Here is a 26,301-nt window from a genome sequence, read left to right as displayed (position 1 = left end):
ATGGCGCAGGAGGTCAGCGCGTCGGCGCGGCGAGCATATTCTTGCCGAACAGGTTCGACCATTGCTCCTCGGTCAGCACGGGCCGCGCGCTCGCAAGGTTGGCGGCATTCTTGACGTCGGTTCCGGCAATCACCGCCGGCCGCTCGCCCACGCGCGCGAACCAGTCGGCAACGGCAGGATAATCGTCGAGCGTCAGCCCGATCAGCTGCACCGCGCGCGCCCAGGGCCAGGCCGCCATGTCGGCGATGCTATATTCCTCGGCCAGATAGTCTGCCTCGGACAGGCGTCCGTTCAGAACGTGCAGCAGGCGAACTGTCTCGTTCCGGTAGCGCTCGGTCGGGTAGGTCTGGCCTTCGGGTGCGTAGCGGATGAAATGATGCGCCTGCCCCTGCATCGGCCCGAAGCTGGCCATCTGCCACATCAGCCATTGCTGCGCCTGGCTGCGACGGCGCGGATTTTCGGGCAGGAACTTGCCGCTCTTTTCGGCAAGATAAAGCAGGATCGCGCCGCTTTCGAAGACAGGCAGCGGCGCCCCGCCGCCGATCGGTTCATGGTCGACGATCGCGGGCAGGCGTCCGTTGGGGTTGATGCGCCGAAAGTCGGGGGTGAGATGATCGCCCGCGAGCACATCCATCTTGAGCAGGCGGTGCGGCAAGCCCGTCTCTTCAAGCATGATCGAAACCTTGTGCCCGTTGGGCGTGGGGGTGAAATAAACCTCGATCATGCAATTCCTCTTTCGGCAAAACGGGCGCGGGCGGCGGCAAATGCGGCGTCGAAGGCAGGCTTCCCCGCCGGGTAGCCCGCAACGGTGAGCGTGACACCTGCGATCCGCCATCGCCCGTCGCGGATCAGATGGTGGGTGTAATGACCGACAAGGTCGCCCATCAGCGCGGCGCCATCGACGGTAATGAAGTGCGCCGCATCGACGATTCCCGTCACCACGGCGCGATCGCCCTCGATCTCGGCGCGCACATTGTGCAGCCGGTGCGCGGTAGCGTCGAAACCCTCGAGCGCGCGGCAGCGGCGCGTCCATTCATCGGCATCGATCGTCGCGACGATCGACCCGATCGCGCCATAGTCGATCGCGATCCGGTCGGCGAACAGCGCTCGATACGCGCCCCAGTCGCGCGCATCGAGCGCGGTGGCATAAGCGGTCACGACCGCCACCGCCGCTTCCCGGTCAAGGAAAGCGTCGATAGCGGTCGCGTCGGTCGGCATTCTAGTGGGACTGCCAGCTAGCGGGACTGCTAGAATTTGAAGCCGGCTTCGATCGACAGGTTGCGCGGCGGTTCGAGATAGAGAATCGCGCGCGGAACCGCGGTGATCGGCGCCGGCAGGTTGAACGCGCTGCCCGTCGTCAGCTCGTTGGTCAGATTCTTGCCGACGAAGGCCAGGAACCAGCGCTCGTCCGCATCCGAAAGCTGCACGCGCAGGTCGAGCTTCACATAGCCTTTCTGGATGCCGAAAATCGGGCTCTGATTGTCCGAGTCGAAATATTTCGAGCGGCCCGCCGCGACGCCCGTGATGTCGAGCTTCAGATCATCGCCCAGCGGCACGCGGCCATGCGCCGAGACATTGCCGGTCCATTTTGACGTGTAGGCGAGACGATAGCCGGCAAGATTGTTGGTCGCCGGCGTGCAGGTGCTCGGCTGCGACGCAAGGCAGGCAGCCCCCGGATAATCATCATATTTTATGTCCTGATAGGCACCCGATGCGGTGATATCGAGGTTGGGCGACAGATAGAGCGCCAACGATCCTTCGATGCCCTTCGACGTCGCGCTCGCGGCGTTGCCGGTCAGATAGCTGGAGGTTGCCGGCTGATAGACCGAAACCTGCAGATTCTTGAACTGGGTGTCATAGACCGAGACGTTGGCGACGACCTTGCCGTCGAACAGCGTCGATTTGACGCCCGCTTCATAGTTGGTCGAACGCTCGGGCTTGAACGCGAAGGTCGCGTTCGTCGTGCCGAGGGTATTCGACACGAAGCCGCCCGACTTCGACCCGCGGCCATAGGTCGCGTAGAGCATGATGCGCGGTGCGACGTCGAACTGCACCGTCACCGACGGATCGACATTGCCTTCGCTGAGCGAACCGACCGCGCTGGAGATCGGACGGATCGCAAACGGGCCATAGACCAGCCGCGAGGCGAAATCGGCGTCCTTGCTCGTGTGGCTGTAACGCAGGCTGCCGATCACGCGGAAGGTGTCGGCCAGGTTCAGCGTACCCTGTCCGAAGAGCGACCAGCTGTCCGACGTCTGGTTGAAGCGGCTGTCGATGCGGCCGAAATAGGGCGAACCGAACAGGTTGGCGATATTGAAGCCCTGCAGCTGGTCGAGCCGGTATTTGCCATGGTCGTAATAAGCGCCGACGATGAAATCGAAGGTGCGGCCGGTCGGCGACAACACGCGAATTTCCTGGGAGAATTGCTCGAAGCGTTCGGGGAAGCTGTTGTATACCGAATTGTTGGTAAACGCGCCGCCGCCGCCCGGAATCGTCTGATCGAAGCCGTTGACGATATTGGCGTTGAACCAGCTGTAACCGGTCACCGACGTCAGCGTATAGTCGCCTATCGCGATGTTGCCGGTGCCCGATATCATGACCGATTTGGTCTTGGTCCCTTCATCGCCGAGCGCCGACTTGTCGAGATAGCGGGTAAGGTGCGGATCCTGCGCGCTGGTCAGCGGGCTCGACACGGTAATGCCGCCCACGACATCGCGGTTCGCATATTCGACCTTCGCGGTGTAATCGAAATTGGCCGACGGTTCCCATTTCATCGTCAGGCGGAGAAGCTGCTGCTTGATCTCCGGATCGTCATGGTCGGTCGCGAGGTTGCGGATATAGCCCTGCTGGTTGAGCACCTTCATCGCGAGGCGCGCGCTCAGCGTGTCGGTCAGCGGCCCCGACAGATAGCCCGAAAAGTCGGTGCCCTTGAAATCGAAGTTATAATTGGCGGTCAGCTTGCCTTCGAACTGGTCGGTCGGCCCCGCCGACACGACGCTGACCGCGCCGGCCGCGGTGTTCTTGCCGAACAGGGCGCCCTGCGGACCGCGCAGCACCTCGACGCGCGCGAGGTCGAAGAAGGGTGCCTGCGCCTGACGCGACCGGCCGGCGTAGACGCCGTCGACATAGAGCGAGACCGACTGGTCGAAGGCGAAGTTCGCCGGCGGCGAGCCGAAGCCGCGAATGTAGATCACGTCGTTGCCCGCGGTCGACTGGACGAAGACGTTCGGCGTGTAATTCATCACCGCCTTGATGTCGTTCGAGTTGAAATCGTCGAGCCGCTGGCCGCTGACGACCTCCATCGAGATCGGAACATCCTGGATGTTCTGGGCGCGCTTTTGCGCCGTCACGATGATTTCATTGCCGCTGCCGCTTGCTTCCGCGGACGTATCGGCGCCATCGTCGGCAGTCTGCGCCATCGCCGGCGCGGCGGTAGCCAGCATCGCAAGCGTCGCGACGCCAGCGAGCAGATTCGAATGTCGAGCCTTCATCTTCACCCTCCCATAGAGCCTAGTGCAACGGTACCGGTTTCTCCGTCCGATCCGTCAATCTGATTGACCCTTAGTATACTAATGGTTTTATGCTTGTCCAGAGTTTCAAGAGAGGATTCCCGATTATGACCAACGAAAATCGCCAGAGCGCGCTTGCGAGCCGTCCCTTGTGCACCGTGGAGTTCGAGGTGGGGGGCGGCCTGATCGGGATCGGCGCCTCGCCTTTCGGCGACCAGCGGCTCGGCTATATCACGGGCGGACGATTTTTCGGACCGCGAATCAAGGGCATCGTTCTGCCGGGTGGCGGCAATTGGTCGCGCAGCGGGCGGCTGGGCGAGGCGGCGTCGGTCGGCACCTTCGACGCGCGCGCGGTGTGGCAGACCGACGACGGCGCGCTCATCTACCTCAGCTATACGGGGCGCAGCCTGATCCCCGATGACGTCCGCGCTGCCTTCGCCGACCCTGCCGCGCCCTATGTCGATCCTGCGCGCTATTATCTGCGAATCGCGCCCGTGTTCGAGACCGCGAGTCCCCGATACGACTGGCTCAACGGTCTGCTCGCCGTCGGAGTCGGCGAGCGCACCGACTTCGGCGTGCGCCATGTGATCCACGAGATATTGTGAGGCGAAATGCCTGAGGCAGTGCCCCGCCCCTAGCCCACGGCTCGGTCGCGGCCTTCCCAATAAGGCGCGCGCAGTTCGCGACGCAGCACCTTGCCCGACGGGTTGCGCGGCAACGCGTCGATCGTCTCGACGCTCTTCGGCGCCTTGTAGGCAGCGATGCGCTCGCGCGCCCATGCGATGACATCGGCGGGCTCGACCGTGGCGCCGGGCGCGGGGACGATCAGCGCCTTTACCGCCTCGCCCCATTTGTCGTCGGGCACGCCGATGACCGCAACATCGGCGACGCCGGGGCAGCCCATGATCGCGCTTTCGACCTCGGCCGGATAGACATTCTCGCCGCCCGACACGATCATGTCCTTGATCCGGTCGTGGACGAAGTAAAAGCCGTCGGCGTCGCGATAGCCGACGTCGCCGGTGTGCAGCCAGCCGCCGATCACGGTTTCGGCGGTCGCCTCGGCGCGGTTCCAATATTCCTTCATCACGATGTCGCCGCGGATCGCGATCTCGCCGATCTCACCGTCGCCGAGCGGCCGCCCCTCGCCATCGAGAATCGCCATCTCGGTCTGCGGCCAGGGCTGACCGCACGAGGTAAGCTTGCCGGGCAGGTCGTGCGCGGCGGGCGAGAGGTAGGAGCCGCCGCCCGAGCTTTCGGTCATGCCATAGAATTGCACGAAATCGCAGCCAAAGGTCGTGCGCGCGCGGCGCAGCACATCCTCCGCGATTGGCGAGGCGCCATAAGCGATCGACCGCAACGCCGAATAGTCGCCTGTCGCTGCGGCGGGCTGTTGCAGCATCATCTGGATCATCGCGGGCGCGAGGAAGGCGTGCGCAACGCGTTCCTCGGTCAGCATCCGCACCGCATCGTCCGCGGCGAAATCCTTGACCAGCACCAGCCGCCCGCCCTGCGCCAGTCCCGAAAAGCTGACATTGGTCCCGGCAACATGGAATAGCGGCATCACGATCATGACCGTTTCGTCCTCGCCATAGGCGAAGCCGTCGACCTCGGTCGCCATTTCGAGGAAGCGGCGGTAATTCTTGTTGGCGAGCACCACACCCTTGGGCCGCCCGGTGGTGCCGCTCGTGTAAAGTTGCAGCACATCGTCGGCGAGTTGCGGCGCGTCGGCGGGCGGGGTCGCGGCCGCATCGCCGAGCCAGGCGTCGAAGCCTTCAAAGTCCGGGTGCGCGCCATAAAGCGCCACCAACCGCGGCTTGTCGGCGAGCCCGGCGACCGCGGCCAGCGCGGTGTCGAAGAAATCCTCGCCCACGAAGAGCAGCTTCGGGGCGGCGTCGCCCAAAATGAAACCAATCTCGCCCGCGGCGAGGCGGCAGTTGATCGGCGCGAGGCAGGCGCGCGCACGCGCGGTGCCGAAGAAGAGCGGATACCAGGCGTCGTGGTTCTTGGTCAGCACCGAAACCCGGTCGCCGGGCGCGACCCCCGACGCCAGCAGCGCGTTCGCGACCCGGTTCGACTGCGCATCAAGCTCGGCAAAGCTCGTTTCGCGATCTCCATATTTGACCGCGACCGCCTGCCCACGCGCGCGCGCCTGCGCCGCCGGAATATCGGCCAGCGTCCGAATGGCCTCCAGATCGATCATTTCGCTCTCCCATCGTCACTTTGATCTTGAATTAGATAGAATACTAAGCAAATACTTGGCCAGCAAAAAAGCGAGAGGATCCGCCTTGTTCGATCACCCCATCCTGCCGACAACGATCGTCGGAAGCTACCCCCAACCCGATTGGCTGATCGACCGCGAACGATTGAAGGCCAGCCTGCCGCCGCGCGTGCGTGCCGAGACTTTGTGGCGCATCCCCGAACCCTGGCTGGCGGATGCACAGGAGGCCGCGACCTTGATGGCGATCCGCGATCAGGAAGAGCTGGGCATCGACATCGTCGGCGACGGCGAGATGCGCCGCGAAAGCTATTCGAACCGGCTCGCGACCGCGCTGTCGGGGATCGACACCGAACAGCATGGCACCGCGATCGACCGCACCGGCAACGCCAATCCGGTACCGCTCGTCTCGGGCCCGATCCGCCGCGTGGCGCCGATCGAGGCGCAGGACGCCGCCTTTCTGCGCCGCCATTCAACCAAGCCGGTCAAGCTGACCCTGCCCGGCCCCTTCACCATGACCCAGCAGGCCGAGAACGCCTATTATCCCGACCTCAGATCGCTCGCGATGGATTATGCCGATGCGGTCAATGCCGAGGTGAAGGATCTGTTCGCCGCCGGCGTCGATGTCGTCCAACTCGACGAACCCTATCTGCAGGCGCGCGCCGCCGAGGCGAACGCCTATGCGATCGAGGCGATCAACCGCGCGCTCGACGGCGTCGGCGGCACGACCGCGCTGCATATCTGCTTCGGCTATGCGATGGTGCACCACAGCGCGGGCGCGACGGGGCCGAAGCCGAAGGCCTATGATTTCCTCGCCGAACTCGAAGCGTCGGCGATCGACGTGATTTCGATCGAGGCGGCGCAGCCGGGGCTCGACCCCGCGATCCTCGCCGAACTGCCGACCAAGACGATCATGTACGGGGTGCTCGACCTGTCGACGCCCGAGGTGGAGACGCCCGAAATCGTCGCGGGCCGCATCCGCGAGGCGCTGCGCTATGTCGACGCCGAACGGCTGTGGATCGCGCCCGATTGCGGGATGAAATATCACAGCCGCGACCATAGCCAGGCGAAGCTGAAGGCGATGGTCGACGGGGCGGCGCTGGTGCGGGCGGAGCTGAAGTAACCACTCTCCCCTCCCGCTTGCGGGAGGGGTCGGGGGTGGGCAGCGACGCCGCCCTGGCCCACCCCGCTGCGAGTAGCGAGCAAGCTCACAACTCTCGCTGCCCCTCCCGCTTGCGGGAGGGGAGGTCAGGCGTCGATGAAATCCGTCAACAACGGCACCACCAACTCCGGCGCCTCGACCATCGGCAGATGCCCTGCCCCCGCGATTACCTCCAGCCGCGCGCCCGGAATCGCGTCCAGTATCTCGTCATGGTGCGCGCGGCTGGTGATACCATCCTTGTCGCCCCAGATCAGCAGGGTCGGCACCGCAATCTCGCCCAGGCGCGGGCGGCTGTCGATGCGCGCCATGATCGCGCGCTGCTGCGCAAGGAAGGTATCGGCGCCGGTATCCGCCGCCATCTGCCGCGCGATGCCGAGCAGGCGCGCGTCGCCGCGCTTTTCTTCGGGAAACAGGATCGGGATGCGCTCCTCGACCACCTGATCGAACCGGCCGCTTGTCACGAGGTCGATATAGCCCTGCCGCCGCGCGGTCTGCCCTGGACCATCGGCCGAGGCGAGCGTCGAGATCAGCACCAGCTTCGCAACCCGCTCGGGCGCCCGGCGCATCACCTCGAAGGCGATGAAGCCGCCCATGGCGTGCGCGACCAGCGCGAATTTCGGCGGTGCATTGTCGAGCAGGCGCTGCGCGAAACCCGCGATCGTATCGTCGCAGCGGTTATCTGCGACGATGACCTCGCGGTCGGTCCACGCATCAAGGAGCGGCTGCCATACCGCGTCGGTCAATAGCTGGCCGGTGATGAGGACGATCGGAAGCGTCATGGGGTCAATCCTAAAGCGTCGTCATTGCGAGGAGCCCAAGGCGACGCGGCAATCCAGAGCAGGCGTAAACCGCACTGGATTGTTTCGCTCCGCTCGCAATGACGAAATGTTTCATACCACCTGATGCAGCAGCGCTTCGCCCGCCCCCAGCCGACGGCAATTCTCATGCGCCACCGTCAGGCTGCGCACGAGCGTCTCGGGCGTAAGCCATGCGACATGCGGCGCGAGCACCGCATTGGGCAGGCCGAGCAGCGGATTCCCGCGCGGCAACGGCTCCTCCGCAAACACGTCGAGCCCCGCGCCGCGCAGATGGTCCGCGGTCAGCGCCGCGACCAGCCGATCCTCGTCGACCAGTTCGCCGCGCGCGGTGTTCACCAGTATCGCGCCCTGCTTCATCGCGAACGGGTCGATGCTGGCGCGCGTCTCTTCGGTCAGCGGCATGTGCAGCGAGACGATATCGCTCTCCGCGAGCAACTGGCCAAGCGGCAGAAATTCATAAGGCCCGTCGCGCTCGCGCCGCGCCGTATAGACCACCCGCGCCCCCAGCGCGGCGAGCACCGGCGCGAGCAGTTGCGCCGAATTGCCGAACCCGACGAGCCCCACGGTGCGCCCGCCGACCTCGCCCACCGAATCGAGTTCGGACGGATCGGCGGTCCAGCCTTCACCGGCGCGGGTCCGCGCGTCGAAGAAGCAGGTGCGGCGCAGCACGGCCATCATCAGCGACAGCGCCATTTCGGCGACCGCCTGGCTGTTGGTGCCCGGCATGTTGCACACCGCGACACCATGCTCGCGCGCCGCGTCGAGCGCGATCGTGTTCACGCCCACGCCGAGCTTCTGGATCAGCTTGAGCCTGGGCGCCGAAGCGATGAAGTCGGCCGTTACGGGGGTCAGCACATGGAGCAGCGCGGTGATCTCGCCAGCCACCGCGTCGAGCGGTGCGGCTTCGTCGACATGCGTCACGACGCCCGCGCCGAAGATGGCATCGACCGCCGCGCGAAAGCCGGGGCTTGGGCGGGCGTGGAGAACGATCATGCCGCGACCCGCCCGATCGACCCCGCAAAGGCCGAGAAGCCGGCAAATTCGGCATCGGCGCCCATCGCTTCCTCGATCCGCAGCATCTCGTTCCACTTCGCCATCCGTTCGGAGCGGGTAAAGCTGCCGACCTTCAATTGCCCCGCGTCCCAGCCGGTGGCCAGATGCGCGATCGTGACATCCTCGCTCTCGCCCGAGCGTGCCGAGACGATCGCGCCCCAGCCGCGCGCGACCGCGGCATCGAGCGCGGCCTTCGCTTCGGTGACGGTGCCGATCTGGTTCACCTTGATTAGCGCCGCATTGCACACCGCTGCATCGCCCGCGCGCTCGACGCGCGCCGCATTGGTGACGAGCACATCGTCGCCGATGATTTGCACCCGGTCGCCGATAGCTGCGGTGACCGCCGCCATCGCGGTCCAGTCATCCTGCCCCGCCGGGTCTTCGATCGACAGGATCGGATAGCGTCCCGCCCATTCGACGATGCGCGCCGCCATGTCCTCGCTCGTCAATCGCCCCTCGTCGAGCGCGAGGCTGTAGCCCGAGGCATCGCCGAGTTCGTTCGCCGCAATGTCGAGCGAGATGAAGACGTCTTCGCCCGCGCGGTGCCCGCTGGCCTCGATCGCCTTGGTCAGCGTGCCCAGCGCATCCTCGTTCGAGGCGAAATTCGGCCACCAGCCGCCTTCGTCGGCGACCCCCGACAGCGGCCCCTTGGCTTCCATCAGCTTGCCCGCGGCGCGATACACATCGTCGGTGATTTCGAGTGCGCGACGAAAGCTGCCCGCCGCGGGGCACATGATCATGAAATCCTGCACGTCGGTGCGCCGCCCGGCGTGGGCGCCGCCGCCGAAAATCTGGATCTCGGGCAGCGGGATGCGGACTTTGCGGTCCCCGGCGAGGTAGCGCCACAGCGGCAGCCGCGCGTCGGCGGCCGCCGCGTGCAGCACCGCCATCGACACCGCAACGACGGCGTTCGCCCCCAGCCGCGCCTTGTTCGGGGTGCCGTCGAGATCGCACAGCGCCTTGTCGACCGCCGCCTGGTCGCCCGCATCCATGCCGATCAGCGCGGGCGCGATCTCGGCCCCGATCCCGGCGACCGCGCCATTGACGCCATAGCCGCCGAAGGCCGGGCCGCCGTCGCGCAGGTCGATCGCCTCATGCGCGCCGCGCGAGGCACCGGCGGGCGCAATGGCGCGGCCAACCGCGCCCGATTCGAGGATAACTTCCGCCTCGACCGTGGGGCGGCCACGCGAATCCCAAAGCTGGCGGCCGGCAACCGAAGCGATAGGCGACGTCATTCCTTGGTCCTTTTCCAGTTTGCGACGAGCGCATCGATGGGCGTCGGCGCGAGCAGCAACGCACGCGCCTGATCGCGCACGATTTGTTTGTGATGGCGGTCGGTCAGATAGGGCGCGGGCGATTTGCCCTCGACCCGCGCGAGCAGCAACGCGGCGGTCAGTTTGCCGGCGCGCAGCGCCAGCGCGTCGGCGTCTTCCCAATCGATGCCGGCGCGATAGGTCTCGACCAGCGCCGCCGCGGCCTCGCCGAGCCGTTCGTTCCCCAGCCACACCGCCTTCAGCAGCAGATGCGTGGTGCAAAAGGCAAGGTCGAAGGCCGGGTCGCCATAGACTGCACATTCGGCGTCAAGGAACACCGGCCCGTCTGCACCGACGAGAATATTCTTGGGGCTGACGTCGCCGTGAACGAGCGCCACCTTGCGCGACGAGAGGTCGTCGGCGAGCGCGTAGAGCGCCGGCGCGCACTCCGCATCCTTTTGCGCAACGAACAGCAGAAAGGGATCGACGCGCAGCGCGCGGAACATCGCATCGGTCGGAAAGGCGTCGCGGTCGGCGGCGCTGTTCGCGGTCGCGGCGTGGACCGCCACGATGCCGCGACCGACAGCCGCCGCGAACCCCGGATCGACACGGCCCGCGATCAATTCATCCTTCCACACCGGACAATCCGGCAGGAAGCGCATCGCGAAGCCGTGGCCGGGCAATTCGGCCAGCACCTCGGGCACTAGATGCGGATCGACGCCGCGCGCCCGGCGCAGCCAGCGCACCTCGCTCGCGCCGCGTTCGACCGGTGCGTGCCAATCGGCGGCGACACGCAATTGCTCGAGCGGCCGCTTGACCACGATCGGCCCCGCCGGGCCGTCGACCCGCCACACGTCGCAGGACACGCCGCCGGTCAATGGCTCGAGGACGACCTCGCCCTCGCCCGCCAGCCCGGCCGCGCGCAATCCCGCAATGATGTCGGCGGTCGCCGTGTCCACTTACAGCTTCTCCCGGATCCAGCTGCTGACCAGATCGGCGGCATTTTGCCGTTCTTCGATCGAATCCTCGAAATAATGCGCGCCGGGGATCAGTTCGAGCCTTTTGTCCGCGGTGCCGAGGAAGTCGAAGATCTTGCGCGCATCGCTGGGGAAGACGCCGGTGTCGGCGAGCCCCTGCACCACCAGCGCGGGGGTGTCGTGCTTGGCGAGGTGCGGCTGCCCCTGGCACGGCGATGTTTCGAGGCTCCACATGTTGAGCCAGGTCTTGATCGTATTGGCGCGGCCGATGCTGGGGGTGCGGTTGGCGATTGCCGGGTCGCCGCGATAGCACCAGTTGGGCTTGCGGTCCGACGGGTCGATCGCCGGATCGACGCAGCGGATGTCGCCCCAGCAGCGGAACATCGGAAAGATACGGTCGGGGATTCCGGCCGCATTGAGCCGCGCGAGTTCGGCCTTTGCCCAATCGGTGATGCGCTGGTTGCGCGCGCGCTGGCCGGCGCGATATTTTTCGATGAAAGCGTCCGAATAGGGCGGGCCATTGTCGGGATTGAACGGGTCGAGCTCGGGATCGGTCAGCGTCGGATCATTTTCGTCGATCACCGACGCGTCCATCCAGTCGGTCAGCACTTCGGGACGTCCCTGGTGGGCGTTGAAGCTGATATAGAGATTGCCCTTGATGAGCTGCGCCAGCGCATCCTGACCGATTGACGGCAGCCGGTCGGTCAAGGTCGGCGCGATCGCTTCGGCCTGATAGGCGCCCATCAGCGAGCCGCCGCCCGAATTGCCGAGGATCACGATCTGTTCGACCCCGGCCTCTTCTTTCAGCCACTTCATTCCGACCCCGATGTCGAGGATGGCATGTTCGAGCAGGAATTGGTCCTCGAACCCGCGATAGCGCGTATTCCAGCCGAGAAAGCCAAAACCGGCGCGGGCAAAATAGGGCGCGATATAATGTTCGGAAAAATCGACATTATAATGGGTGGCGATGATCGCGACCTTGGGCCGCTTGCCCGCCTCGGTCCAATATATGCCCTGACAGGGATGGCCGCCCGCCTGAATCCGCGGCGCGGTCGGCGACGTGCGGCCGATGAATTGTGCGTCCAGTCCTGCAATCCCGTTCGGGTCCATCAGTCTCTCTCCTGCCTGTTATATCTCATAATCGTCATCCCGGACTTGATCCGGGATCCATTTAACCAGCGTCGAGAGAATGGATCCCGGATCAAGTCCGGGATGACGAGCGTGGGAAACATATTAGCGGCTCACCTCGAAGGGCAGTTCATACCCCTCCAGCCCGGCGCGGATCGCCTTCTTGTCGATCTTGCCCGTGGGGCCGAGCGGGATGGCGTCGACGAACACTATGTCGTCGGGCATCCACCATCTTGCGATCTTGCCGTCCAGATAGGCGCGGATATCGTCGGCCCCCGCGTGCACGCCCGGCTTGAGCTCGCATAGCAGGATCGGCCGTTCGTCCCATTTGGGATGCGCGATGCCGACGACCGCGGCGATGGCGACCGCTGGATGGCCGGTCGCGATATTCTCTATCTCGATCGAACTGATCCACTCGCCGCCCGATTTGACGACATCCTTGGCGCGGTCGGTAATCTGCATATAGCCTTCGCCGTCGATCGTGCTGACATCGCCGGTATCGAAAAAGCCCTCATCATCGAGCACATCGCCGCCTTCCCCGCCAAAATAGCCGCGCGCGATCGTCGGCCCCTTGATCATCAGCCGCCCCGGCGTCTTGCCATCGTGCGGCAGCCGGTGGCCGGCATCATCGACCAGCTTCATCTCCAGCCCGCACAGCAACCGCCCCTGCTTGAGCTTGTACGCCATCTGCGCGTCGTCCCCCTTCGCCGCGACCGAGGCATTGGGGACCGACACGGTGCCGAGCGGCGACGTTTCGGTCATCCCCCACCCCTGGATGACATCGACGCCATAATCGTCGCGGAAGGTGCGGATCAGCGATTCGGGGCACGCCGACCCGCCGATCGTGACGCGTTCCAGCGTGGTGAAGCGCTTGCCATTTTCCTGCATATATTGGAGCAGCATCTGCCACACCGTCGGCACCGCGGCCGAATAGGTCACGCCCTCCTCCTCGATCAGATTATAGATGGATTCGCCGTCCATCCGCTGTCCGGGCAGCACCAGCTTCGCGCCGACCGCGGGCGCCGAATAGACGACGCCCCACGCATTGGCATGATACATCGGCACGACGAGCAGCACGGTGTCGCGCGCCGACAAGGCCAGCGCATCGCGCTGCAGCGTCATCAGCATGTGGATATAGTTGGAGCGGTGCGAATAGAGCACGCCCTTGGGATTGCCCGTCGTCCCGCTGGTGTAGCACAGGCCGCAGGCGCTGTTTTCGTCGAACCCGCCCCCGTCATGTTCGGCGGGATAGCCCGCGATCCAGTCGTCGAACGCCAGCGCGGGATAGGGTGTTTGCGGCAGCGCAGCGCGATCGCAGAAAAAGATCACCTGCTCGATCGACGGCACCTGCGCCAGCAATTCGCCGACCAGATCGGCCACCGCCGGATCGGCGATCAGCAACCGGTCGGCGGCATGATTGGCGATATAGGCGATCTGCTCCATGAACAGCCGCGGATTGAGCGTGTGAAGCACCGCCCCGATCCCCGCCGCGCCATACCAGGTGGCCAGGTGCCGCGCGCCATTCCACCCCATCGTGGCAACGCGGTCGCCCGGCTTGATCCCGGCGGCCACCAGCGCGTTCGATACCCGCTTCGCATCGGCGTGGATTGCGGCATAGGTCGACCGGGTGACGCGCCCTTCGGCGTCGCGCGACACGACTTCGCGCGCGCCGTGCCAGGCCGCCGCATGGTCGAAAATCCGGTCGACCGTCAGCGGGACATTCTGCATCAATCCGTCCATCGGCGGCGCCTCTTCCTCGCTCAACCCAAAAACATAGTATACTAAGTATTTTGTCTTTACACGCTCAGCCGCGCCTTGCCTAGCCCCCGCGCTTCTTCTAGCGTGCGCACCAACGGCGTGCCGCCGAAAACGGGGAATATCGCGTCACTCCATGCGCACCAACCAGCTTATCATCGCTCTTTTCCAACGCTTCTGCTGGCTCGACGAAGGGCTGCAGGCGCGGCTGCACGACCGCGGCTGGCCCGATATCAGCCGCCCGCAATCGATGGTGATGACGAATATCGTCAGCGGCATCGTGCGCCCGTCGGACATCGCGCGCAATCTGGGCGTCTCGCGGCAGGCGATTCACAGCACGATCAACCAGATGGTCAAGCTGGGCATGGTCGAACTGGCGCCCGATCCCGACGACCGGCGACACATGATCGTCTCGCTCACCGAAACGGGCGCCCGGATGCGTCAGGACGCGCAGCGCGCGATGGATCAGCTCGCCGACCAGCTGGCCGATCGGCTTGGCCATGACCGCTTCGATGCCTTGCTCGCGACGCTCGAGGCCGACTGGGGCGACAACAAGGAACGCCGCCCGGCCTAGGGTCAGGCGGCGAGCGCGGCCGCCACCTTGGCGAGCCGCATCGCCGTCATGTCGACCAGCGATGCGGGCAGCGCGTCCTTCAACCCGCCGCTCTCGTCGAAAGCGGCATGCGCGTTGGGGATCAGCACCTGTTCGGGAATCACGAGCGTCTGCACCGTCGACAGGATCTGGCGCAGATGGATCAGGCCGCGCAACCCGCCGAACGGGCTGACCGAGGCCGACATGATCGCCGCCGCCTTGCCGCGATAGGCGACGAGCGCGACAAGCCCCTCGTCGCCCGTCGGCCGCGACGCCCAGTCGATCGCGTTTTTGAGCAGCGGCGACACCGAGCCATTATATTCGGGCGACACGAACAACAGCCCGTCCTGCGCCGCAAAGACACGCTTCAACCGCTCGGCATCGGCGGGAAAGGCGCCGGATTCGATCGCGGCCGAATAGAGCGGCAGGTCGTAGCCGGCGAGATCGACCTCGGTGACCTCAGCCCCTTGCGCCTCGAGCGCGCGAATGGCGAGCCTGCCCAGCGCCCGGTTGAACGATCCTTCGCGCGTGCTTCCGACGACAACGGCAATTTTCGGCAATTTACCCTCCCCGCGATAATGATTAGAATACTAACCTATTATCGTGGACGTCCGCAAGCCCGTTGCGAAAGGGGTCAGGCCTTGATGTCGGACAGCGTCGACAGCTTGGCGGTTTCGTCGGCCAGATTCTCGATCACGCGGCGCATGAGCGCCTGCAGCGTTTCGACCTCTTCATCGGTCATGCCGCGGGTCGCGATTTCATGGACCTCGGCATTCATCGGCGCGAGGATCAGCTCGAGCTTGCGCGCGTGCGGGGTCAGATGGATGAAGGTCTTGCGCCGGTCGTCCGACGTCTTCTTGCGCGTGATGAAGCCCGCCTTCTCAAGCCCCTTGAGCGCGACCACCGTCGTCGGTTCGCGCATGCCGACACGCTCGCTCAGTTCGCGCTGGGTGATGCCGTCCTCGCGCCACAGCTGACGCAGGAACCGCCATTGCCCCGCCGACACATCATAGGTCAGCGTTCCGCGCTCGAGCAGCCGCGAAAAGGAGCGGAAGACGATGCGCGCCAGATAGCCGATGCTGTTTTCGGGATTGGTGTAATATTCGGCCGGATGCCGAAACGTCTGGGTCTTCTTCGCCAATTCTCTTCCCCTTTTCCCGAACCTTAGGGGCCTATGATTTGCCCGGCAATATGCTTCGATATACCAATATCATTGGACAGGGAGGGGCAACCCATATACTTAGCTTTCTAAGTTATGGAAAGGATAATCGGATGTTCACCCGGCTGACCGCCGTGGCGGCGCCGCTGCCGATCGCCAACGTCGATACCGACATGGTCATTCCGGCGCGCTTCATGAAAGCCTTGTCGCGAACTGGACTGGGGCGGCATCTGTTCCAGGAATTGCGCTACACGCCCGATGGCTTGGAGCGTGAGGATTTCGTCCTGAACCGCGGCGCAACCCGCGGCGCGCAGATATTGATCGCCGACCGCAATTTCGGCTGCGGCTCGTCGCGCGAACATGCGGTATGGGCGCTCCGCGACTTCGGTATCCGCTGCGTGATCGCGCCGAGCTTCGGCGATATTTTTTCGAACAATGCGCGCAAAAACGGCCTGCTGCTGATCCGGCTGCCCGCCACAATCTGCGACCGGCTGCGCGATGAGGTCGCGCTCGCGCAATTCGCGCCGATGACCGTCGACCTTGCCGAACAGCGCCTCACGCTGGCGTCGGGTGAAGGCATCGATTTTGCCATCGACCCCGACGATCGCCGCACGCTGCTGGACGGACGCGACGACATTGCCCGCACCTTGCGGCACGAGGCCGCGATCACCCGTTTCGAAACGGCGGCCTAGCCCGATCCTTCATCGGTCAGGATCGCCGGATCGGCGATGCAACCGGCAATCGCGCTCGCCGCCGCGAGCGCGGGGCTCATCAGATGGGTGCGGCCGCCGCGCCCCTGCCTATTCTCGAAATTGCGGTTCGACGTCGCGGCGCAGCGTTCGCCGGGCAAAAGGCGGTCCGCGTTCATCCCGACGCACATCGAACAGCCGGGCTCGCGCCAGTCGAAGCCCGCTGCGAGCAGGATGCGGTCGATCCCTTCCGCCTCGGCCTGTCTCTTGACCAGCCCCGACCCTGGCACGACCATGGCGCGCACATGGTCCGCGACCCGGCGCCCCTCGACCACCGCCGCGACGACGCGCAGATCTTCGATGCGGCTGTTGGTACAGCTTCCGATGAAAACGCGATCGATCGGCGTCCCGGCGATCGGGCGGCCCGGCGTCAGGCCCATATAGGCGAGCGCGCGCTCGGCAACCGCGCGCGCGTCGCGATCGGCCAGGCAAGCGGGATCGGGGACGACGCCGTCGATCGCGATCACCTGCGACGGATTTGTGCCCCAGCTGACCATCGGTGCGACCGCGTCGGCATCGATCCGCAATTCGCGGTCGAAGACGGCCCCGGCATCGGTCGGCAAGGCGCGCCAGCGCGCCAGTGCCGCGGTCCAGGCATCGCCCTTCGGCACCGCCGGCCGATCCGCGAGATAGGCGAAGGTCGTGTCGTCGGGCGCGATCAGTCCGGCCCGCGCGCCCATTTCGATGCTGAGATTGCACAGCGTCATCCGCGCTTCCATAGACAGCGCCCCGATCGCGCTGCCCGCATATTCGATGACATGCCCCGTCGCCCCGTCGACGCCAATCGCCGCGAGCAGATGCAGCGCCAGATCCTTTGCCTGGACATGCGGACGCAGCACGCCGTCGACGGTGATCCGCATGTTGCGCGAACGGCGCTGCCGGATCGTCTGCGTCGCCAGCACATGTTCGACTTCAGAGGTGCCGATGCCGAAAGCGAGCGCGCCGAACGCGCCGTGCGTCGACGTGTGGCTGTCGCCGCACACGATCGTCATGCCGGGCTGCGAGCGTCCCTGTTCGGGGCCAACGACATGGACGATGCCGCCGCGCGGGTCGCCCATGGCGAAATTCTCGATACCGTGCCGAGCCGTATTGCTGACCAGCGCCTCGAGCTGCGCGCGCGCCTCGACATCGGCAACCCCGGTCGGTCCGGCGGCCTGCCCTTCGGTGGGGACATTATGATCCGACAGCGCGAGCGCCCGCTCGGGCCGGCGGACCCCCCGCCCCGCCTCCTCGAGCGCGGCGAAGGCCTGCGGCGACGTCACTTCGTGCAGCAGGTGCAGATCGACATAGAGCAGGGTTTCGCCATCATCCTCGGCAACGGCGTGGGCGTCCCATATCTTGTCGTAAAGCGTGCGCGGGCCGGTCATCGATTCGCCGCCCGCACCGCGCCCGGATTTTCGAAAGACGTCACCCTGTCCTTGCTCCCCGCCGGGTAGATCCTCACTACCGCGATTTACTTAGAATTCTAACTTATATGGCAAGCAAGCACGTCGAATCAAGCGGTTTTGCGCGGTATCAGCATGTCACAAAATCATAATACTTAGTAGTTGAAGTATTTTTCAATCCTGCTAATCATGCGATGGGAACGGAGGATAGAGTCGCTCCACCGGCACGATATTCGGGCACAAGACGATGCCCGGCGCCGGCGGCAAAATGGGCAGTCTGCCACAGCATCACCCCGTTTCATGGACTGACAAGGCCGGATGCGAACCCGCATTTCCGCCGCGCTGGCGCGCGCGGGAACGGGATCGGTGCGGCCACCATGTGGGAGGATATGATGACGACGCGCTTGTTCCTGCTTTCGACCGCCATGGTCGCGCTTGGCACCACACCGACGGCGGCGCATGCCCAGACCGGCGAAACCGCCGCGGCGGAAGAAGTCGCCACCGGCGCCGAAAACAATAGCTATGGCGACATCGTCGTCACCGCACAGCGCCGCAGCGAAAGCGTGCAGAATGTCCCGATCGCGATTTCGGCCTTCAATGCAGAGATGGTCGAGGCGAGCGGCAGCACCAATATCACCAGCCTCAACGGCCTCGCGCCCAATGTGTTGCTGCAGACGCAGGGCCTCGTCGCCAATGTGCCGATGATCTCGATCCGCGGCATGAGCACCGCCGATCCCGATCCCAACGCCGACCCCAAGGTCAGCACGATCATCGACGGCGTCTATATTCCCTTCGTATCGAGCACGATGCTCGACCTGTTCGACGTCGAACGGATCGAGGTGCTGAAGGGGCCGCAGGGCGTGCTGTTCGGCAAGAACAACCTTGCCGGCACGATCAACGTCATCACCGCGCGCCCGACCGACGATTTCGGCGGCGAAGCGCGCGTCAGCCTGGGATCCTACGGGCTCAAGCAGTTCCGCGGCAAGCTCAACAGCGGCCGCTTCGCCGATGGCGCGCTGGCCGCCAAAATCTCGGTCAATTTCCGCGACTATGACGGCTACAGCCGCAACGTCATCACCGGCAACCGTCTTAACGGCGCCAATGTGAAGGCGGTGCGCGGCGCGCTCAATTATGATCATGGCGGGCCGTTCGATTCGACGCTGATCGTCGACTGGCTGAAGCAAAAGACGACCGGTCCGGCGCCGCACGTCCTCGACAATGGCGATCCCAATTGGGATCTGCTGCCCGACGCGGTGAAGACCGACGTGCGCAAGGCGGCGGTGCTGTTCGATCCCTATGCCAACACCGAGAGCTATGGCGGATCCTGGTCGTCGAACCTCGACGTGGGCTGGGGCACGATCAGTTCGGTTCTCGGCTATCGTCACCTCACCTATATCACCCGCGGCGACTTCGACGGGCTGATCAATCCCGCCCCGCAGCTCGACGTGACCCGCGACTTTTCGGGCGAATCAAAAAGCGCAGAGCTGCGCTACGTGTCGCCGGCCGGCGAGCCCGTCGATTTCGTCGTCGGCCTCTATTATCAGGCCGACAAATGGCGTCAGTTCAACACGGTGCTCGCCACCCCGACCACGACGACGCTCGCGCAGCTTCATCAGGACACGCAGAGCTATGCGATGTTCGCGCTCGTCAACGCGCATCCGGTCGAGGGGCTGACGCTGTCGCTCGGCGGGCGCTACAGCCACGACCGCAAGAAATATGACATCGCCTCGCAGGTGTTCGTCAACGGCAACCAGGCCTCGTCCTTCACGAGCAGCCTGAAGGCGTCATGGGCCGAATTCACGCCGCGCCTGACCGCCGAATATCGCTTCTCGCCCGCCGCCATGGTCTACGCCAACTATTCGCAGGGGTATAAATCGGGCGGATTCAACTCGCGCGGGACGATCCCCGAGAATATCGGTCCCTATAACCCCGAACGCGTCAACGCGTTCGAAATCGGCGCCAAGACCGACTTGTTCGACCGGTTGCTGCGCTTCAACGTGTCGGGCTTCATCAACAAGTATCGCGATCTGCAAAGCTCGGTAACGAAGATGGGTGCGGTACGGGCGGAGAATATCACGACCAACATCGCGGCCGCCAAAATATCGGGCTTCGAAGTCGAAACGCTGCTGCGCCCCGCCCCCAATTTCACCATCGGCGCGAACCTGGCCTATCTGCATGCGCGCTATACCGATTTCTGCGCGGACACGAACGGGGTCTTCACCAACGGCGCACCCGAACCCGGCCAGTGCGGGCCGGCGGTGCCGATCCTGATCAACGGGGTGCCGAACGGAACCTTCGCCGTCCCGACCGATTCGAGCGGCCTCGACCTCGCCAATGCACCCAAATGGAGCGGCAGCCTATCGGTCGATTATGCCATTCCGATGTCGTTCGGCGAGATCAAGCTGCACAGCGACGCGCGCTATTCGTCGCGCTTCAACACCTGGGGCCGCAGCAACCTTCCCGGCTATTACCGGGACGAGGTGGTGCTGCTCAACGCCAGCATCGCGGTCGCGGGGCAGGACGACAAATGGAAGGTGACGCTCTACGGCACCAACCTGACCGATCAGGAGGTGATATCGGGCGCCACCAACGCTGGCGCGACCCCGATCTCGCAATTCTATCAGCCGCCGCGCGAATTTGGGGTGGACCTGTCGTTCAAATTCTGACGCAATCCGTCCGCGGCGCTTCCTTGCCGAAGCGCCGCGGATCGCATTTCGGGACTGCTGGCCAAGGGAGATTGAGATGGCTTGGGATGTGAACCGCCGCACGTTCGTCGGGGGAATGGGGGCGCTCGCCGCCGCGGGTCTCGCGATGCCGACCTATGCGAAGAACGGCAAGAAGCTCAACGTCCTGATGATCGTCACCGATCAGGAACAGAGCGTCGCCAGCTATCCCGAGGGCCTGCTCGAAAAGCTCCCCGCGCACCGCGAACTGATGGAACGCGGGATGCTCGTCGAAAATTATCATGTGCACACGACCCCCTGCACCCCGTCGCGCTCGACGATCTTTCAGGCGCACCATACGCAGCAGACGGGCCTGTTCCTCAACAGCGACAACGCCCCCTATCCGGTGGCGGCGGAAACCATGCCGACGCTCGGCCACATGATGCAGGCAGCGGGCTATTACACCAGCTACAAGGGCAAATGGCACCTCAGCCGCATCAATTACGAACGCAACTGGACGCGGATTCCGGGCGGCATCTATCCGACCACCGAAAATGCCATGGAGAAATACGGCTTCCACGATTACGGCTTCGACGGCGAGGAAGTCGGGCTGACATGGGACGGCTACAAGGCCGACATGTATGTCGCGGGCGACGCGGCGCGCGCGATCTTCGACTATGCGCGCAACGACAAGGCTGGCGGCAAGCCGTGGTTCCAGGTCGTCGGTCTGGTCAATCCGCACGACATCATGTTCTATGACGCGACGGGCAAGCAGGCCGAAAGCCGCCCCGATCCGAACATATTGGGGCCGCTGCGCCGCGAACCCGGCGATCCGATCTACGAGGTCGACAACAAGTTCGACCTGCCCGAAAGCTTCAGCAAGGACGATCTGTCGACGAAGCCCGAGGCGCATCGCGCGATCGTACGGCTGAACGACGTCTTCTACGGCAAGATGGCGCACGACGATCTCGCCTCGTGGCACCGCTTCAACAATTATTACTATAACTGCCTGCGCGACGTCGATCGTCGGCTCGGCCAGTTGCTCTGGGCGCTCAAGGAAAGCGGCCAGATCGACAATACGATCATCATCTATACCAGCGACCATGGCGAGCGCGCCGCCGCGCACGGGATGCGCCAGAAGGGCGCGACGATGTACCGCGAAGAAACCAATATCCCGATGATCATCGCCCACCCCGATTTCCCCGGCGGGCGGTCGACCAAGGGGCTGATGGGCGCGATCGATATCGCCCCGACGCTGATGACGCTCGCCGGCCTGTCCGCCGACGAACAGCAGAACCGTTTCCCCGGCCTGCCCGGCGTCGACGTGTCGGCGCTGCTCGGATCGCCGACGCTGCCGACGCAGCGCGACAGGACGGGCCACCTCTTCAACTATGCGGTCGTCCATTATTGGGAGCCGACCAAGGACCGCGCGGCCAAGCTGCCGAGCGGCGAGCCCGATTACAGCAAGCAATATGACTTGTCGAAGCGCCGCCTGCACCGCGGCGTCCACGATGGCCGCTACAAATTCGCCCGCTATTTCGCGCCGGCGCATCATCATACGCCGACCGACTGGAAGACGCTGGCCGCGATGAACGATCTCGAGCTATACGACACCCACGCCGACCCGGGCGAGATCGTCAATCTGGCGCACGATCCCAAGCAGAAGGCGAATGTGCTGCGGCTCAACAAGATGGTCAACGCGCTGGTCGCGCGCGAGGTGGGCGAAGATGACGGCCGCGAATATCCGGGATCGACGGAGATCTATAATCAGCCTGCCTGACGCCGCCGCCGCATGAACCCCATCTGGCTTCCCGCCTCGCTGTTCGGCGGGCTCTTTCAGGCGTGGCGTACCGCGCTGCAGCAGCGGCTGCGCGCCGAACTGAGCGTCAGCGGCGCGGGGCTGGTGCGCTATCTCTACGGCCTGCCCTTCGCGCTCGCCTTTGCAATCGCCTGGCTCGGCGCGCGCCATGCGGCGCTGCCACCGCTCGGCCTCGCCTTCGCCGGTCTGTCGGCGGTCGGCGCGGTGACCCAGATGGCGGGGACGATCCTGCTCATCACCGCCTTCGGCCACCGCGGCTTCGTCGTCGGCACCGCCTTCTCCAAGACCGAAGCGGTGCAGGCGGCGCTCGTCACTGCGCTGTTCCTCGGCGAACAGCTGCCGCTGCTTGCCTGGGCGGGTATCGTTGCAGGGGTCGCCGGGGTGCTGATCCTCGCGCTTGCGGGACGCGGGCTGACGCTGCGCGAAATTGCGGGCTCACTCGGTCAGCCGGCGGCGTTATTCGGGCTCGGCGCGGGGTCGATGTTCGCCTGCGCCGCGGTCGCGATCAAGCTTGCCACCGCCGAGCTGCACGGCGTCGATACGGTGGGATCGGCGCTCGTCACCCTCGTCGTGGTGATGGCGATGCAAAGCGCGCTGCATCTTGCGTGGATCATCGCGCGCGACCGCGACACGCTCGCCGCGGTCGGCCGGACGTGGCGCTCCTCGGCGCAGGTCGGGCTGCTATCGGCGCTCGGATCGGCGTGCTGGTACACCGGCTTCGCCGCCGCCCCCGCGGCACTGGTCCGCGTCGTCGGGCAAGTCGAGGTGGTGTTCACCATCGCCTTTGCGCATTTCTATCTGCGCGAGCCCGTCCGCTGGCATGAGACGCTGGGGCTGCTGCTGGTTGTCGGCGGCGTCATCCTCGCGCTGCTGTCGACATAATTCAGCGCAGCGGCGGCAATCCGTCCATGATCGCGGTCAGCGCGAGCGCATTTTCGCGCTCCATCGCACTGTGCCCCGCATTGGTGACGACGTAAGTGGCGGGCTCGCCACCCGCGGCGCGCAGCGCCGCGACCAGCCGCGACGCCTGCGTCAGCGGACACACCTCATCGAAGCGGCCGTGGACGATATGCACGGGGATGGACGCGAGCGTAGACGCGCCGCCGATCAGATGACCGGGCTCCAGAAACAGGTCGTTTGCAAAGAAATGCGCCTCGATCTGCGCAAAGCATAGCGCGAAGTCGGCATCGCCGAACTTGCCGGTCGCGCCATGTTCGGGAATCAGGTTGGAAATCGTCCCTTCCCACAGCGACCAAACGAGCGCGGCATGCAGCTGCCGCTCGCGTTCGGCGTCGGTCTGCGGCACCATGTCGAAGATCGCCTTGTACGACGCCATCACATCGCGCCGTTCGGCGACCGACAGCACGCCGAGCAGTTCGGCCCATTCGTCGGGATAGTTGATGTAGGCGCCGGGCGCGGTCAGCGCATAGGGCGCCTCGTGCCATGTCGCGGCATTGCCCTGATACAGATAGTCAAGATCCTCGGCCGATCCCAGAAAGATGCCGCGCAGGATCAGGCTGGCGCAATGCTGCGGAAAGGCGATGGCATAGGCCATGGCGAGCGTGCTGCCCCAGCTGCCCCCGAACACATGCATCGGCCCTGCGATGTCCAGCGCATCGCGCAGCCGGTTGATGTCGGCGATCAGGTGCGGCGTATCATTGTGGCGCAGCGCCGCGGCGGGACCGGCGGCCGCGACATTGGGCTCGCTCTTGCCGCAGCCGCGCTGGTCGAACAGGATGATGCGATAGCGCGCCGGATCGAAAAAGCGCGCCATCTCGGGCGAGCAGGCGCCGCCCGGCCCGCCGTGAAGGACCATCACCGGCTCGCCGCCCGCGGCGCCATATTCCTCCCAATAGATGCGGTGCCCCGCCTCGGCATCGACGTCCAGCCGGCCGCTGCGCCGCGGCTCCGCCGCCGGATAACGCCAGCCGTCGCCGATCTTGCTGCTGGTTTCGAGACGCGAAAAATCCATGACCATTCCTCTTCAGGGCCGAAAATGCGCGACAAGCGCGTAGCGGTCGCCCGGATAGACTTGCCGCGCATAGGTGATGCGCTCGGCGCCGCGCCACGTCCAGCGCTCGAGCGCCATGCAGGCGGCCCCCGCCGATATGCCGAGCGCGACCAGTTCCTTCGCCCCGGCATTGACCGCGGTGATGCGATGCTCGGCCTCGGTCCAGGGAACATGCGCGAGCAGCCACGATCCCGGCGGCTCGACCGCGAAATCGACCTCGGCCGCGCCGGGCACCGCCGCCAGATTGATAAGGCGCCTCTCGAGCGCATAGGGCCGCCCGCCGGCATGGTGGCGGCACTCGATCGCGAGCACGGAGCCGCCGTCGATCTGGAGCAGGCGCCGATCCTCCTCGTTCGCGAGGCGGATCTCCCGGCGGTCGAGGTCGAGCCGATAATCCTCGCCCTGCTGTGCCACTTCGTCGCGGATGTCGGGGATTTCGAGCGCAGCGCGGTGAATGCGCGGATGCGAAACGAAGGTGCCGGCACGCTTGCGGCTTTCGAGCAACCCCGCCTCGACCAAAGCGCGCAGCGCCCGGTTCACGGTCATCCGCGAACAGCCATAAGTCGCCATCAATTGATGTTCATAGGGGATGCGGTCGCCGGGCTTCCATTCGCCCGACATGATCCGCGCTTCGATATCGCGGCGGATCTGCGCATGGAGAGCGCCGCTCTGCTTCATGCGAGCAGCGCCTGCATCGCGGCCCGATAGCGCGCGTCGATCGCCGCGCGCGCGACATGGCGGCCGCCGGCAACGCATTGGACGCCGCGTCGCCAGACGCAGTCGACCAGCCGCGCCCCACGCCCGAAGATCCAGCTGTCGAGGATCGCATCGCCGCGCCGCCCGGCGAGCGCGGGGTCGGCCGCAGTCAGGCTGACAAGATCGGCCGCCGCGCCGGTCGCAATGCCGTGCCCCGCCTGCCCCAGTGCCTGTCCCCCGCCCGCCTGCGCCGCCTGGTGGAGCGCAGTGCCGGTCGAACGCCCCGCACCGCCCGCGAGCAGATTGCGGCCGCGATGCGCCAGCCGCTGACCATATTCGAGCAGGCGCAGTTCGGCCGCGGCGTCGATCTCGACATTGGAGTCCGAGCCGACCCCGAAGCGGCCACCGCCCGCCAGAAATTCGCGCGCCGGGAACAGACCGTCGCCAAGATTGGCCTCGGTGATCGGGCACAGCCCGACGACCGCCCCGCTCTGCGCGATCGCGCGCCATTCGGCTTCGGTCACATGCGTCGCGTGAACGAGGCACCAGTCGGCGCCGACCTCGGCGTTCGCCATCAGCCATTCGACCGGCCGCGCGCCGCTCCATGCGCGGCATGCCTCGACCTCGGCGATCTGTTCGGCAATATGGATATGCAGCGGCGCACCGGCGGCCATCGCGGCAACCGCGGTCAGTTCGGCGGCGGTCACCGCGCGCAGGCTGTGCGGCGCGACGCCGACGATGGCATCGCCCAGCCCCGTAACCGCGGCACGCGAAGCCTCGATCAATGCGGCATAGCTGTCGAGGTCGTCGACGAAGCGCCGCTGCGCCGCAGTCGGCGCCGCGCCGCCGAACCCCGAATGGGCATAGAAGACGGGAAGCAGGGTCAGCCCGATCCCCGTTTCATCGGCCGCCGCCGCAATCGCCTGTGCCATCGCCGCGACATCGCCGTAGGGCCGGCCATCAGGCGAGTGATGCAGATAATGAAATTCGCCGACGCGGGTAAAGCCGCTCTCCAGCATTTCGGCATAAGCGAGCGCCGCGATCGCGCGCATACCGTCGGGATCGAGGCGATCGACGAAGCCATACATGACCTCGCGCCAGGTCCAGAAACTGTCGTCGCCTTCGCCCGCGCGCTCGGCAAGGCCCGCCATGCCGCGCTGAAAGGCGTGGCTGTGCAGATTGGGCAGACCGGGGATCAGAATGGCGTGCCGGTCGTCGCCCGGCAGCGGCGGCGCCGCCATCTCGATCGCACCGACATGGCCATCGGCGATCGTCAGCCGGACATTCTCCGCCCAACCCTCCGCCAACCATGCCTGTTCGCACCAAAGCGCCATCGCCTCATCCCGTCTGGACAATC

23 protein-coding genes are annotated in these 26,301 nt (G+C 65.4%); 7 read left to right on the top strand and 16 right to left on the bottom strand.

Annotated elements, in window-relative coordinates:
- Positions 1 to 13: 13 nt before the first annotated feature.
- From AOA14_RS11095 to AOA14_RS11085, 3 genes are read right to left on the bottom strand one after another with little or no spacing between them, the layout of a single operon-like run.
- On the bottom strand, positions 14 to 724 hold the full coding sequence (locus AOA14_RS11095) for a glutathione S-transferase N-terminal domain-containing protein (RefSeq protein ID WP_003049501.1): 711 nt from the start codon (positions 722 to 724) through the stop codon (positions 14 to 16).
- A complete protein-coding gene (locus AOA14_RS11090) occupies positions 721 to 1,218 on the bottom strand; it encodes a nuclear transport factor 2 family protein (RefSeq protein WP_062901857.1) in 498 nt (165 codons plus the stop codon). Before AOA14_RS11090 ends, AOA14_RS11095 begins: the two co-directional genes overlap by 4 nt.
- 29 nt (positions 1,219 to 1,247) lie before the next feature.
- A complete protein-coding gene (locus AOA14_RS11085) occupies positions 1,248 to 3,491 on the bottom strand; it encodes a TonB-dependent receptor (protein WP_062901856.1) in 2,244 nt (747 codons plus the stop codon).
- Positions 3,492 to 3,616: 125 nt separating this feature from the next.
- On the opposite strand from AOA14_RS11085, the gene AOA14_RS11080 reads away from it, so the two are divergent.
- On the top strand, positions 3,617 to 4,114 hold the full coding sequence (locus AOA14_RS11080; protein ID WP_062901855.1) for a DUF3237 domain-containing protein: 498 nt from the start codon (positions 3,617 to 3,619) through the stop codon (positions 4,112 to 4,114).
- Between the two features lie 29 nt (positions 4,115 to 4,143).
- Here AOA14_RS11080 and AOA14_RS11075 read toward each other — a convergent pair whose 3' ends face one another.
- Complete coding sequence (locus AOA14_RS11075; RefSeq protein WP_062901854.1) at positions 4,144 to 5,709, bottom strand: long-chain-fatty-acid--CoA ligase; 1,566 nt, start codon at positions 5,707 to 5,709, stop codon at positions 4,144 to 4,146.
- On the opposite strand from AOA14_RS11075, the gene AOA14_RS11070 reads away from it, so the two are divergent.
- On the top strand, positions 5,690 to 6,847 hold the full coding sequence (locus AOA14_RS11070) for a 5-methyltetrahydropteroyltriglutamate--homocysteine methyltransferase (RefSeq protein ID WP_409372265.1): 1,158 nt from the start codon (positions 5,690 to 5,692) through the stop codon (positions 6,845 to 6,847). The two genes, AOA14_RS11075 and AOA14_RS11070, sit on opposite strands and share 20 nt — an antisense overlap.
- A gap of 125 nt (positions 6,848 to 6,972) precedes the next feature.
- Here AOA14_RS11070 and AOA14_RS11065 read toward each other — a convergent pair whose 3' ends face one another.
- The 6 genes from AOA14_RS11065 to AOA14_RS11040 form a co-directional block, all read right to left on the bottom strand.
- Positions 6,973 to 7,665 (bottom strand): alpha/beta fold hydrolase, encoded by a 693-nt coding sequence (locus AOA14_RS11065; RefSeq protein WP_062901852.1) that lies wholly within the window; start codon positions 7,663 to 7,665, stop codon positions 6,973 to 6,975.
- Between the two features lie 111 nt (positions 7,666 to 7,776).
- Positions 7,777 to 8,697: an NAD(P)-dependent oxidoreductase gene (locus AOA14_RS11060; protein WP_062901851.1), complete on the bottom strand. Its 921-nt coding sequence runs from the start codon at positions 8,695 to 8,697 to the stop codon at positions 7,777 to 7,779.
- Positions 8,694 to 9,992, bottom strand: coding sequence for a phosphopyruvate hydratase (eno, locus tag AOA14_RS11055; protein WP_062901850.1), 1,299 nt, complete (start codon positions 9,990 to 9,992; stop codon positions 8,694 to 8,696). The genes AOA14_RS11060 and eno overlap by 4 nt, the downstream gene beginning before the upstream one ends.
- Complete coding sequence (locus tag AOA14_RS11050) at positions 9,989 to 10,969, bottom strand: phosphotransferase family protein (protein ID WP_062901849.1); 981 nt, start codon at positions 10,967 to 10,969, stop codon at positions 9,989 to 9,991. Before AOA14_RS11050 ends, eno begins: the two co-directional genes overlap by 4 nt.
- On the bottom strand, positions 10,970 to 12,097 hold the full coding sequence (locus AOA14_RS11045) for an alpha/beta hydrolase (protein ID WP_062901848.1): 1,128 nt from the start codon (positions 12,095 to 12,097) through the stop codon (positions 10,970 to 10,972).
- A 123-nt stretch (positions 12,098 to 12,220) separates the two neighbouring features.
- Positions 12,221 to 13,855, bottom strand: coding sequence for a long-chain-fatty-acid--CoA ligase (locus AOA14_RS11040; protein WP_062901847.1), 1,635 nt, complete (start codon positions 13,853 to 13,855; stop codon positions 12,221 to 12,223).
- A 151-nt stretch (positions 13,856 to 14,006) separates the two neighbouring features.
- Between AOA14_RS11040 and AOA14_RS11035 the strand changes: the two genes are divergently transcribed.
- On the top strand, positions 14,007 to 14,444 hold the full coding sequence (locus AOA14_RS11035; protein ID WP_003049467.1) for a MarR family winged helix-turn-helix transcriptional regulator: 438 nt from the start codon (positions 14,007 to 14,009) through the stop codon (positions 14,442 to 14,444).
- Positions 14,445 to 14,446: 2 nt separating this feature from the next.
- On the opposite strand, the gene AOA14_RS11030 is transcribed toward AOA14_RS11035, so the two are convergent.
- Together AOA14_RS11030 and AOA14_RS11025 are read right to left on the bottom strand one after the other, a co-directional pair.
- Positions 14,447 to 15,022: an NADPH-dependent FMN reductase gene (locus tag AOA14_RS11030; RefSeq protein ID WP_062901846.1), complete on the bottom strand. Its 576-nt coding sequence runs from the start codon at positions 15,020 to 15,022 to the stop codon at positions 14,447 to 14,449.
- Between the two features lie 74 nt (positions 15,023 to 15,096).
- Complete coding sequence (locus tag AOA14_RS11025) at positions 15,097 to 15,603, bottom strand: MarR family winged helix-turn-helix transcriptional regulator (RefSeq protein WP_003049460.1); 507 nt, start codon at positions 15,601 to 15,603, stop codon at positions 15,097 to 15,099.
- Positions 15,604 to 15,734: 131 nt separating this feature from the next.
- On the opposite strand from AOA14_RS11025, the gene leuD reads away from it, so the two are divergent.
- Positions 15,735 to 16,313: a 3-isopropylmalate dehydratase small subunit gene (gene leuD / locus AOA14_RS11020; protein WP_062901845.1), complete on the top strand. Its 579-nt coding sequence runs from the start codon at positions 15,735 to 15,737 to the stop codon at positions 16,311 to 16,313.
- On the opposite strand, the gene leuC is transcribed toward leuD, so the two are convergent.
- On the bottom strand, positions 16,310 to 17,737 hold the full coding sequence (leuC, locus tag AOA14_RS11015) for a 3-isopropylmalate dehydratase large subunit (RefSeq protein WP_062901844.1): 1,428 nt from the start codon (positions 17,735 to 17,737) through the stop codon (positions 16,310 to 16,312). The two genes, leuD and leuC, sit on opposite strands and share 4 nt — an antisense overlap.
- Positions 17,738 to 18,144: 407 nt before the next feature.
- Between leuC and AOA14_RS11010 the strand changes: the two genes are divergently transcribed.
- The 3 genes from AOA14_RS11010 (at position 18,145) to AOA14_RS11000 (ending at position 23,119) form a co-directional block, all read left to right on the top strand.
- A complete protein-coding gene (locus AOA14_RS11010) occupies positions 18,145 to 20,421 on the top strand; it encodes a TonB-dependent receptor (protein ID WP_202988240.1) in 2,277 nt (758 codons plus the stop codon).
- Positions 20,422 to 20,509: 88 nt separating this feature from the next.
- Positions 20,510 to 22,198, top strand: a complete 1,689-nt coding sequence (locus AOA14_RS11005; RefSeq protein WP_202988239.1) for a sulfatase family protein — start codon at positions 20,510 to 20,512, stop codon at positions 22,196 to 22,198.
- A 12-nt stretch (positions 22,199 to 22,210) separates the two neighbouring features.
- Positions 22,211 to 23,119: an EamA family transporter gene (locus AOA14_RS11000; RefSeq protein ID WP_062901841.1), complete on the top strand. Its 909-nt coding sequence runs from the start codon at positions 22,211 to 22,213 to the stop codon at positions 23,117 to 23,119.
- A gap of 1 nt (position 23,120) precedes the next feature.
- Here the strand turns inward: AOA14_RS11000 and AOA14_RS10995 are convergent, their stop codons facing one another.
- Genes AOA14_RS10995 through AOA14_RS10985 form a run of 3 tightly spaced genes read right to left on the bottom strand, consistent with a single transcriptional unit; the run spans position 23,121 to position 26,278 of the window.
- Positions 23,121 to 24,209 (bottom strand): alpha/beta fold hydrolase, encoded by a 1,089-nt coding sequence (locus tag AOA14_RS10995; protein ID WP_062903124.1) that lies wholly within the window; start codon positions 24,207 to 24,209, stop codon positions 23,121 to 23,123.
- A gap of 12 nt (positions 24,210 to 24,221) precedes the next feature.
- Complete coding sequence (hutC, locus tag AOA14_RS10990; protein WP_062901840.1) at positions 24,222 to 24,926, bottom strand: histidine utilization transcriptional repressor HutC; 705 nt, start codon at positions 24,924 to 24,926, stop codon at positions 24,222 to 24,224.
- Positions 24,923 to 26,278 (bottom strand): formimidoylglutamate deiminase, encoded by a 1,356-nt coding sequence (locus AOA14_RS10985; protein WP_062901839.1) that lies wholly within the window; start codon positions 26,276 to 26,278, stop codon positions 24,923 to 24,925. Before AOA14_RS10985 ends, hutC begins: the two co-directional genes overlap by 4 nt.
- Positions 26,279 to 26,301: the final 23 nt, after the last annotated feature.

Source organism: Sphingopyxis terrae subsp. terrae NBRC 15098, from assembly GCF_001610975.1.
GTDB classification, from domain to species: domain Bacteria; phylum Pseudomonadota; class Alphaproteobacteria; order Sphingomonadales; family Sphingomonadaceae; genus Sphingopyxis; species Sphingopyxis terrae_A.
The sequence above is the reverse complement of the archived record's forward strand: the minus strand, read 5'-3'. Positions and strand labels throughout refer to the sequence as shown.

What these genes read in the sequence shown, in the direction of transcription:
- hutC (WP_062901840.1), bottom strand. Translation starts at nt 24,926, where the DNA reads ATGAAGCAGAGCGGCGCTCTCCATGCGCAGATCCGCCGCGATATCGAA.
- AOA14_RS11040 (WP_062901847.1), bottom strand. Translation starts at nt 13,855, where the DNA reads ATGGACGGATTGATGCAGAATGTCCCGCTGACGGTCGACCGGATTTTC.
- AOA14_RS11045 (WP_062901848.1), bottom strand. Translation starts at nt 12,097, where the DNA reads ATGGACCCGAACGGGATTGCAGGACTGGACGCACAATTCATCGGCCGC.
- AOA14_RS10995 (WP_062903124.1), bottom strand. Translation starts at nt 24,209, where the DNA reads ATGGATTTTTCGCGTCTCGAAACCAGCAGCAAGATCGGCGACGGCTGG.
- AOA14_RS11000 (WP_062901841.1), top strand. Translation starts at nt 22,211, where the DNA reads ATGAACCCCATCTGGCTTCCCGCCTCGCTGTTCGGCGGGCTCTTTCAG.
- AOA14_RS11080 (WP_062901855.1), top strand. Translation starts at nt 3,617, where the DNA reads ATGACCAACGAAAATCGCCAGAGCGCGCTTGCGAGCCGTCCCTTGTGC.
- AOA14_RS11070 (WP_409372265.1), top strand. Translation starts at nt 5,690, where the DNA reads ATGGCCTCCAGATCGATCATTTCGCTCTCCCATCGTCACTTTGATCTT.
- AOA14_RS11085 (WP_062901856.1), bottom strand. Translation starts at nt 3,491, where the DNA reads ATGAAGGCTCGACATTCGAATCTGCTCGCTGGCGTCGCGACGCTTGCG.
- AOA14_RS11075 (WP_062901854.1), bottom strand. Translation starts at nt 5,709, where the DNA reads ATGATCGATCTGGAGGCCATTCGGACGCTGGCCGATATTCCGGCGGCG.
- AOA14_RS11095 (WP_003049501.1), bottom strand. Translation starts at nt 724, where the DNA reads ATGATCGAGGTTTATTTCACCCCCACGCCCAACGGGCACAAGGTTTCG.
- leuC (WP_062901844.1), bottom strand. Translation starts at nt 17,737, where the DNA reads ATGACCGGCCCGCGCACGCTTTACGACAAGATATGGGACGCCCACGCC.
- AOA14_RS11065 (WP_062901852.1), bottom strand. Translation starts at nt 7,665, where the DNA reads ATGACGCTTCCGATCGTCCTCATCACCGGCCAGCTATTGACCGACGCG.
- eno (WP_062901850.1), bottom strand. Translation starts at nt 9,992, where the DNA reads ATGACGTCGCCTATCGCTTCGGTTGCCGGCCGCCAGCTTTGGGATTCG.
- AOA14_RS11090 (WP_062901857.1), bottom strand. Translation starts at nt 1,218, where the DNA reads ATGCCGACCGACGCGACCGCTATCGACGCTTTCCTTGACCGGGAAGCG.
- AOA14_RS11060 (WP_062901851.1), bottom strand. Translation starts at nt 8,697, where the DNA reads ATGATCGTTCTCCACGCCCGCCCAAGCCCCGGCTTTCGCGCGGCGGTC.
- AOA14_RS10985 (WP_062901839.1), bottom strand. Translation starts at nt 26,278, where the DNA reads ATGGCGCTTTGGTGCGAACAGGCATGGTTGGCGGAGGGTTGGGCGGAG.
- leuD (WP_062901845.1), top strand. Translation starts at nt 15,735, where the DNA reads ATGTTCACCCGGCTGACCGCCGTGGCGGCGCCGCTGCCGATCGCCAAC.
- AOA14_RS11035 (WP_003049467.1), top strand. Translation starts at nt 14,007, where the DNA reads ATGCGCACCAACCAGCTTATCATCGCTCTTTTCCAACGCTTCTGCTGG.
- AOA14_RS11010 (WP_202988240.1), top strand. Translation starts at nt 18,145, where the DNA reads ATGATGACGACGCGCTTGTTCCTGCTTTCGACCGCCATGGTCGCGCTT.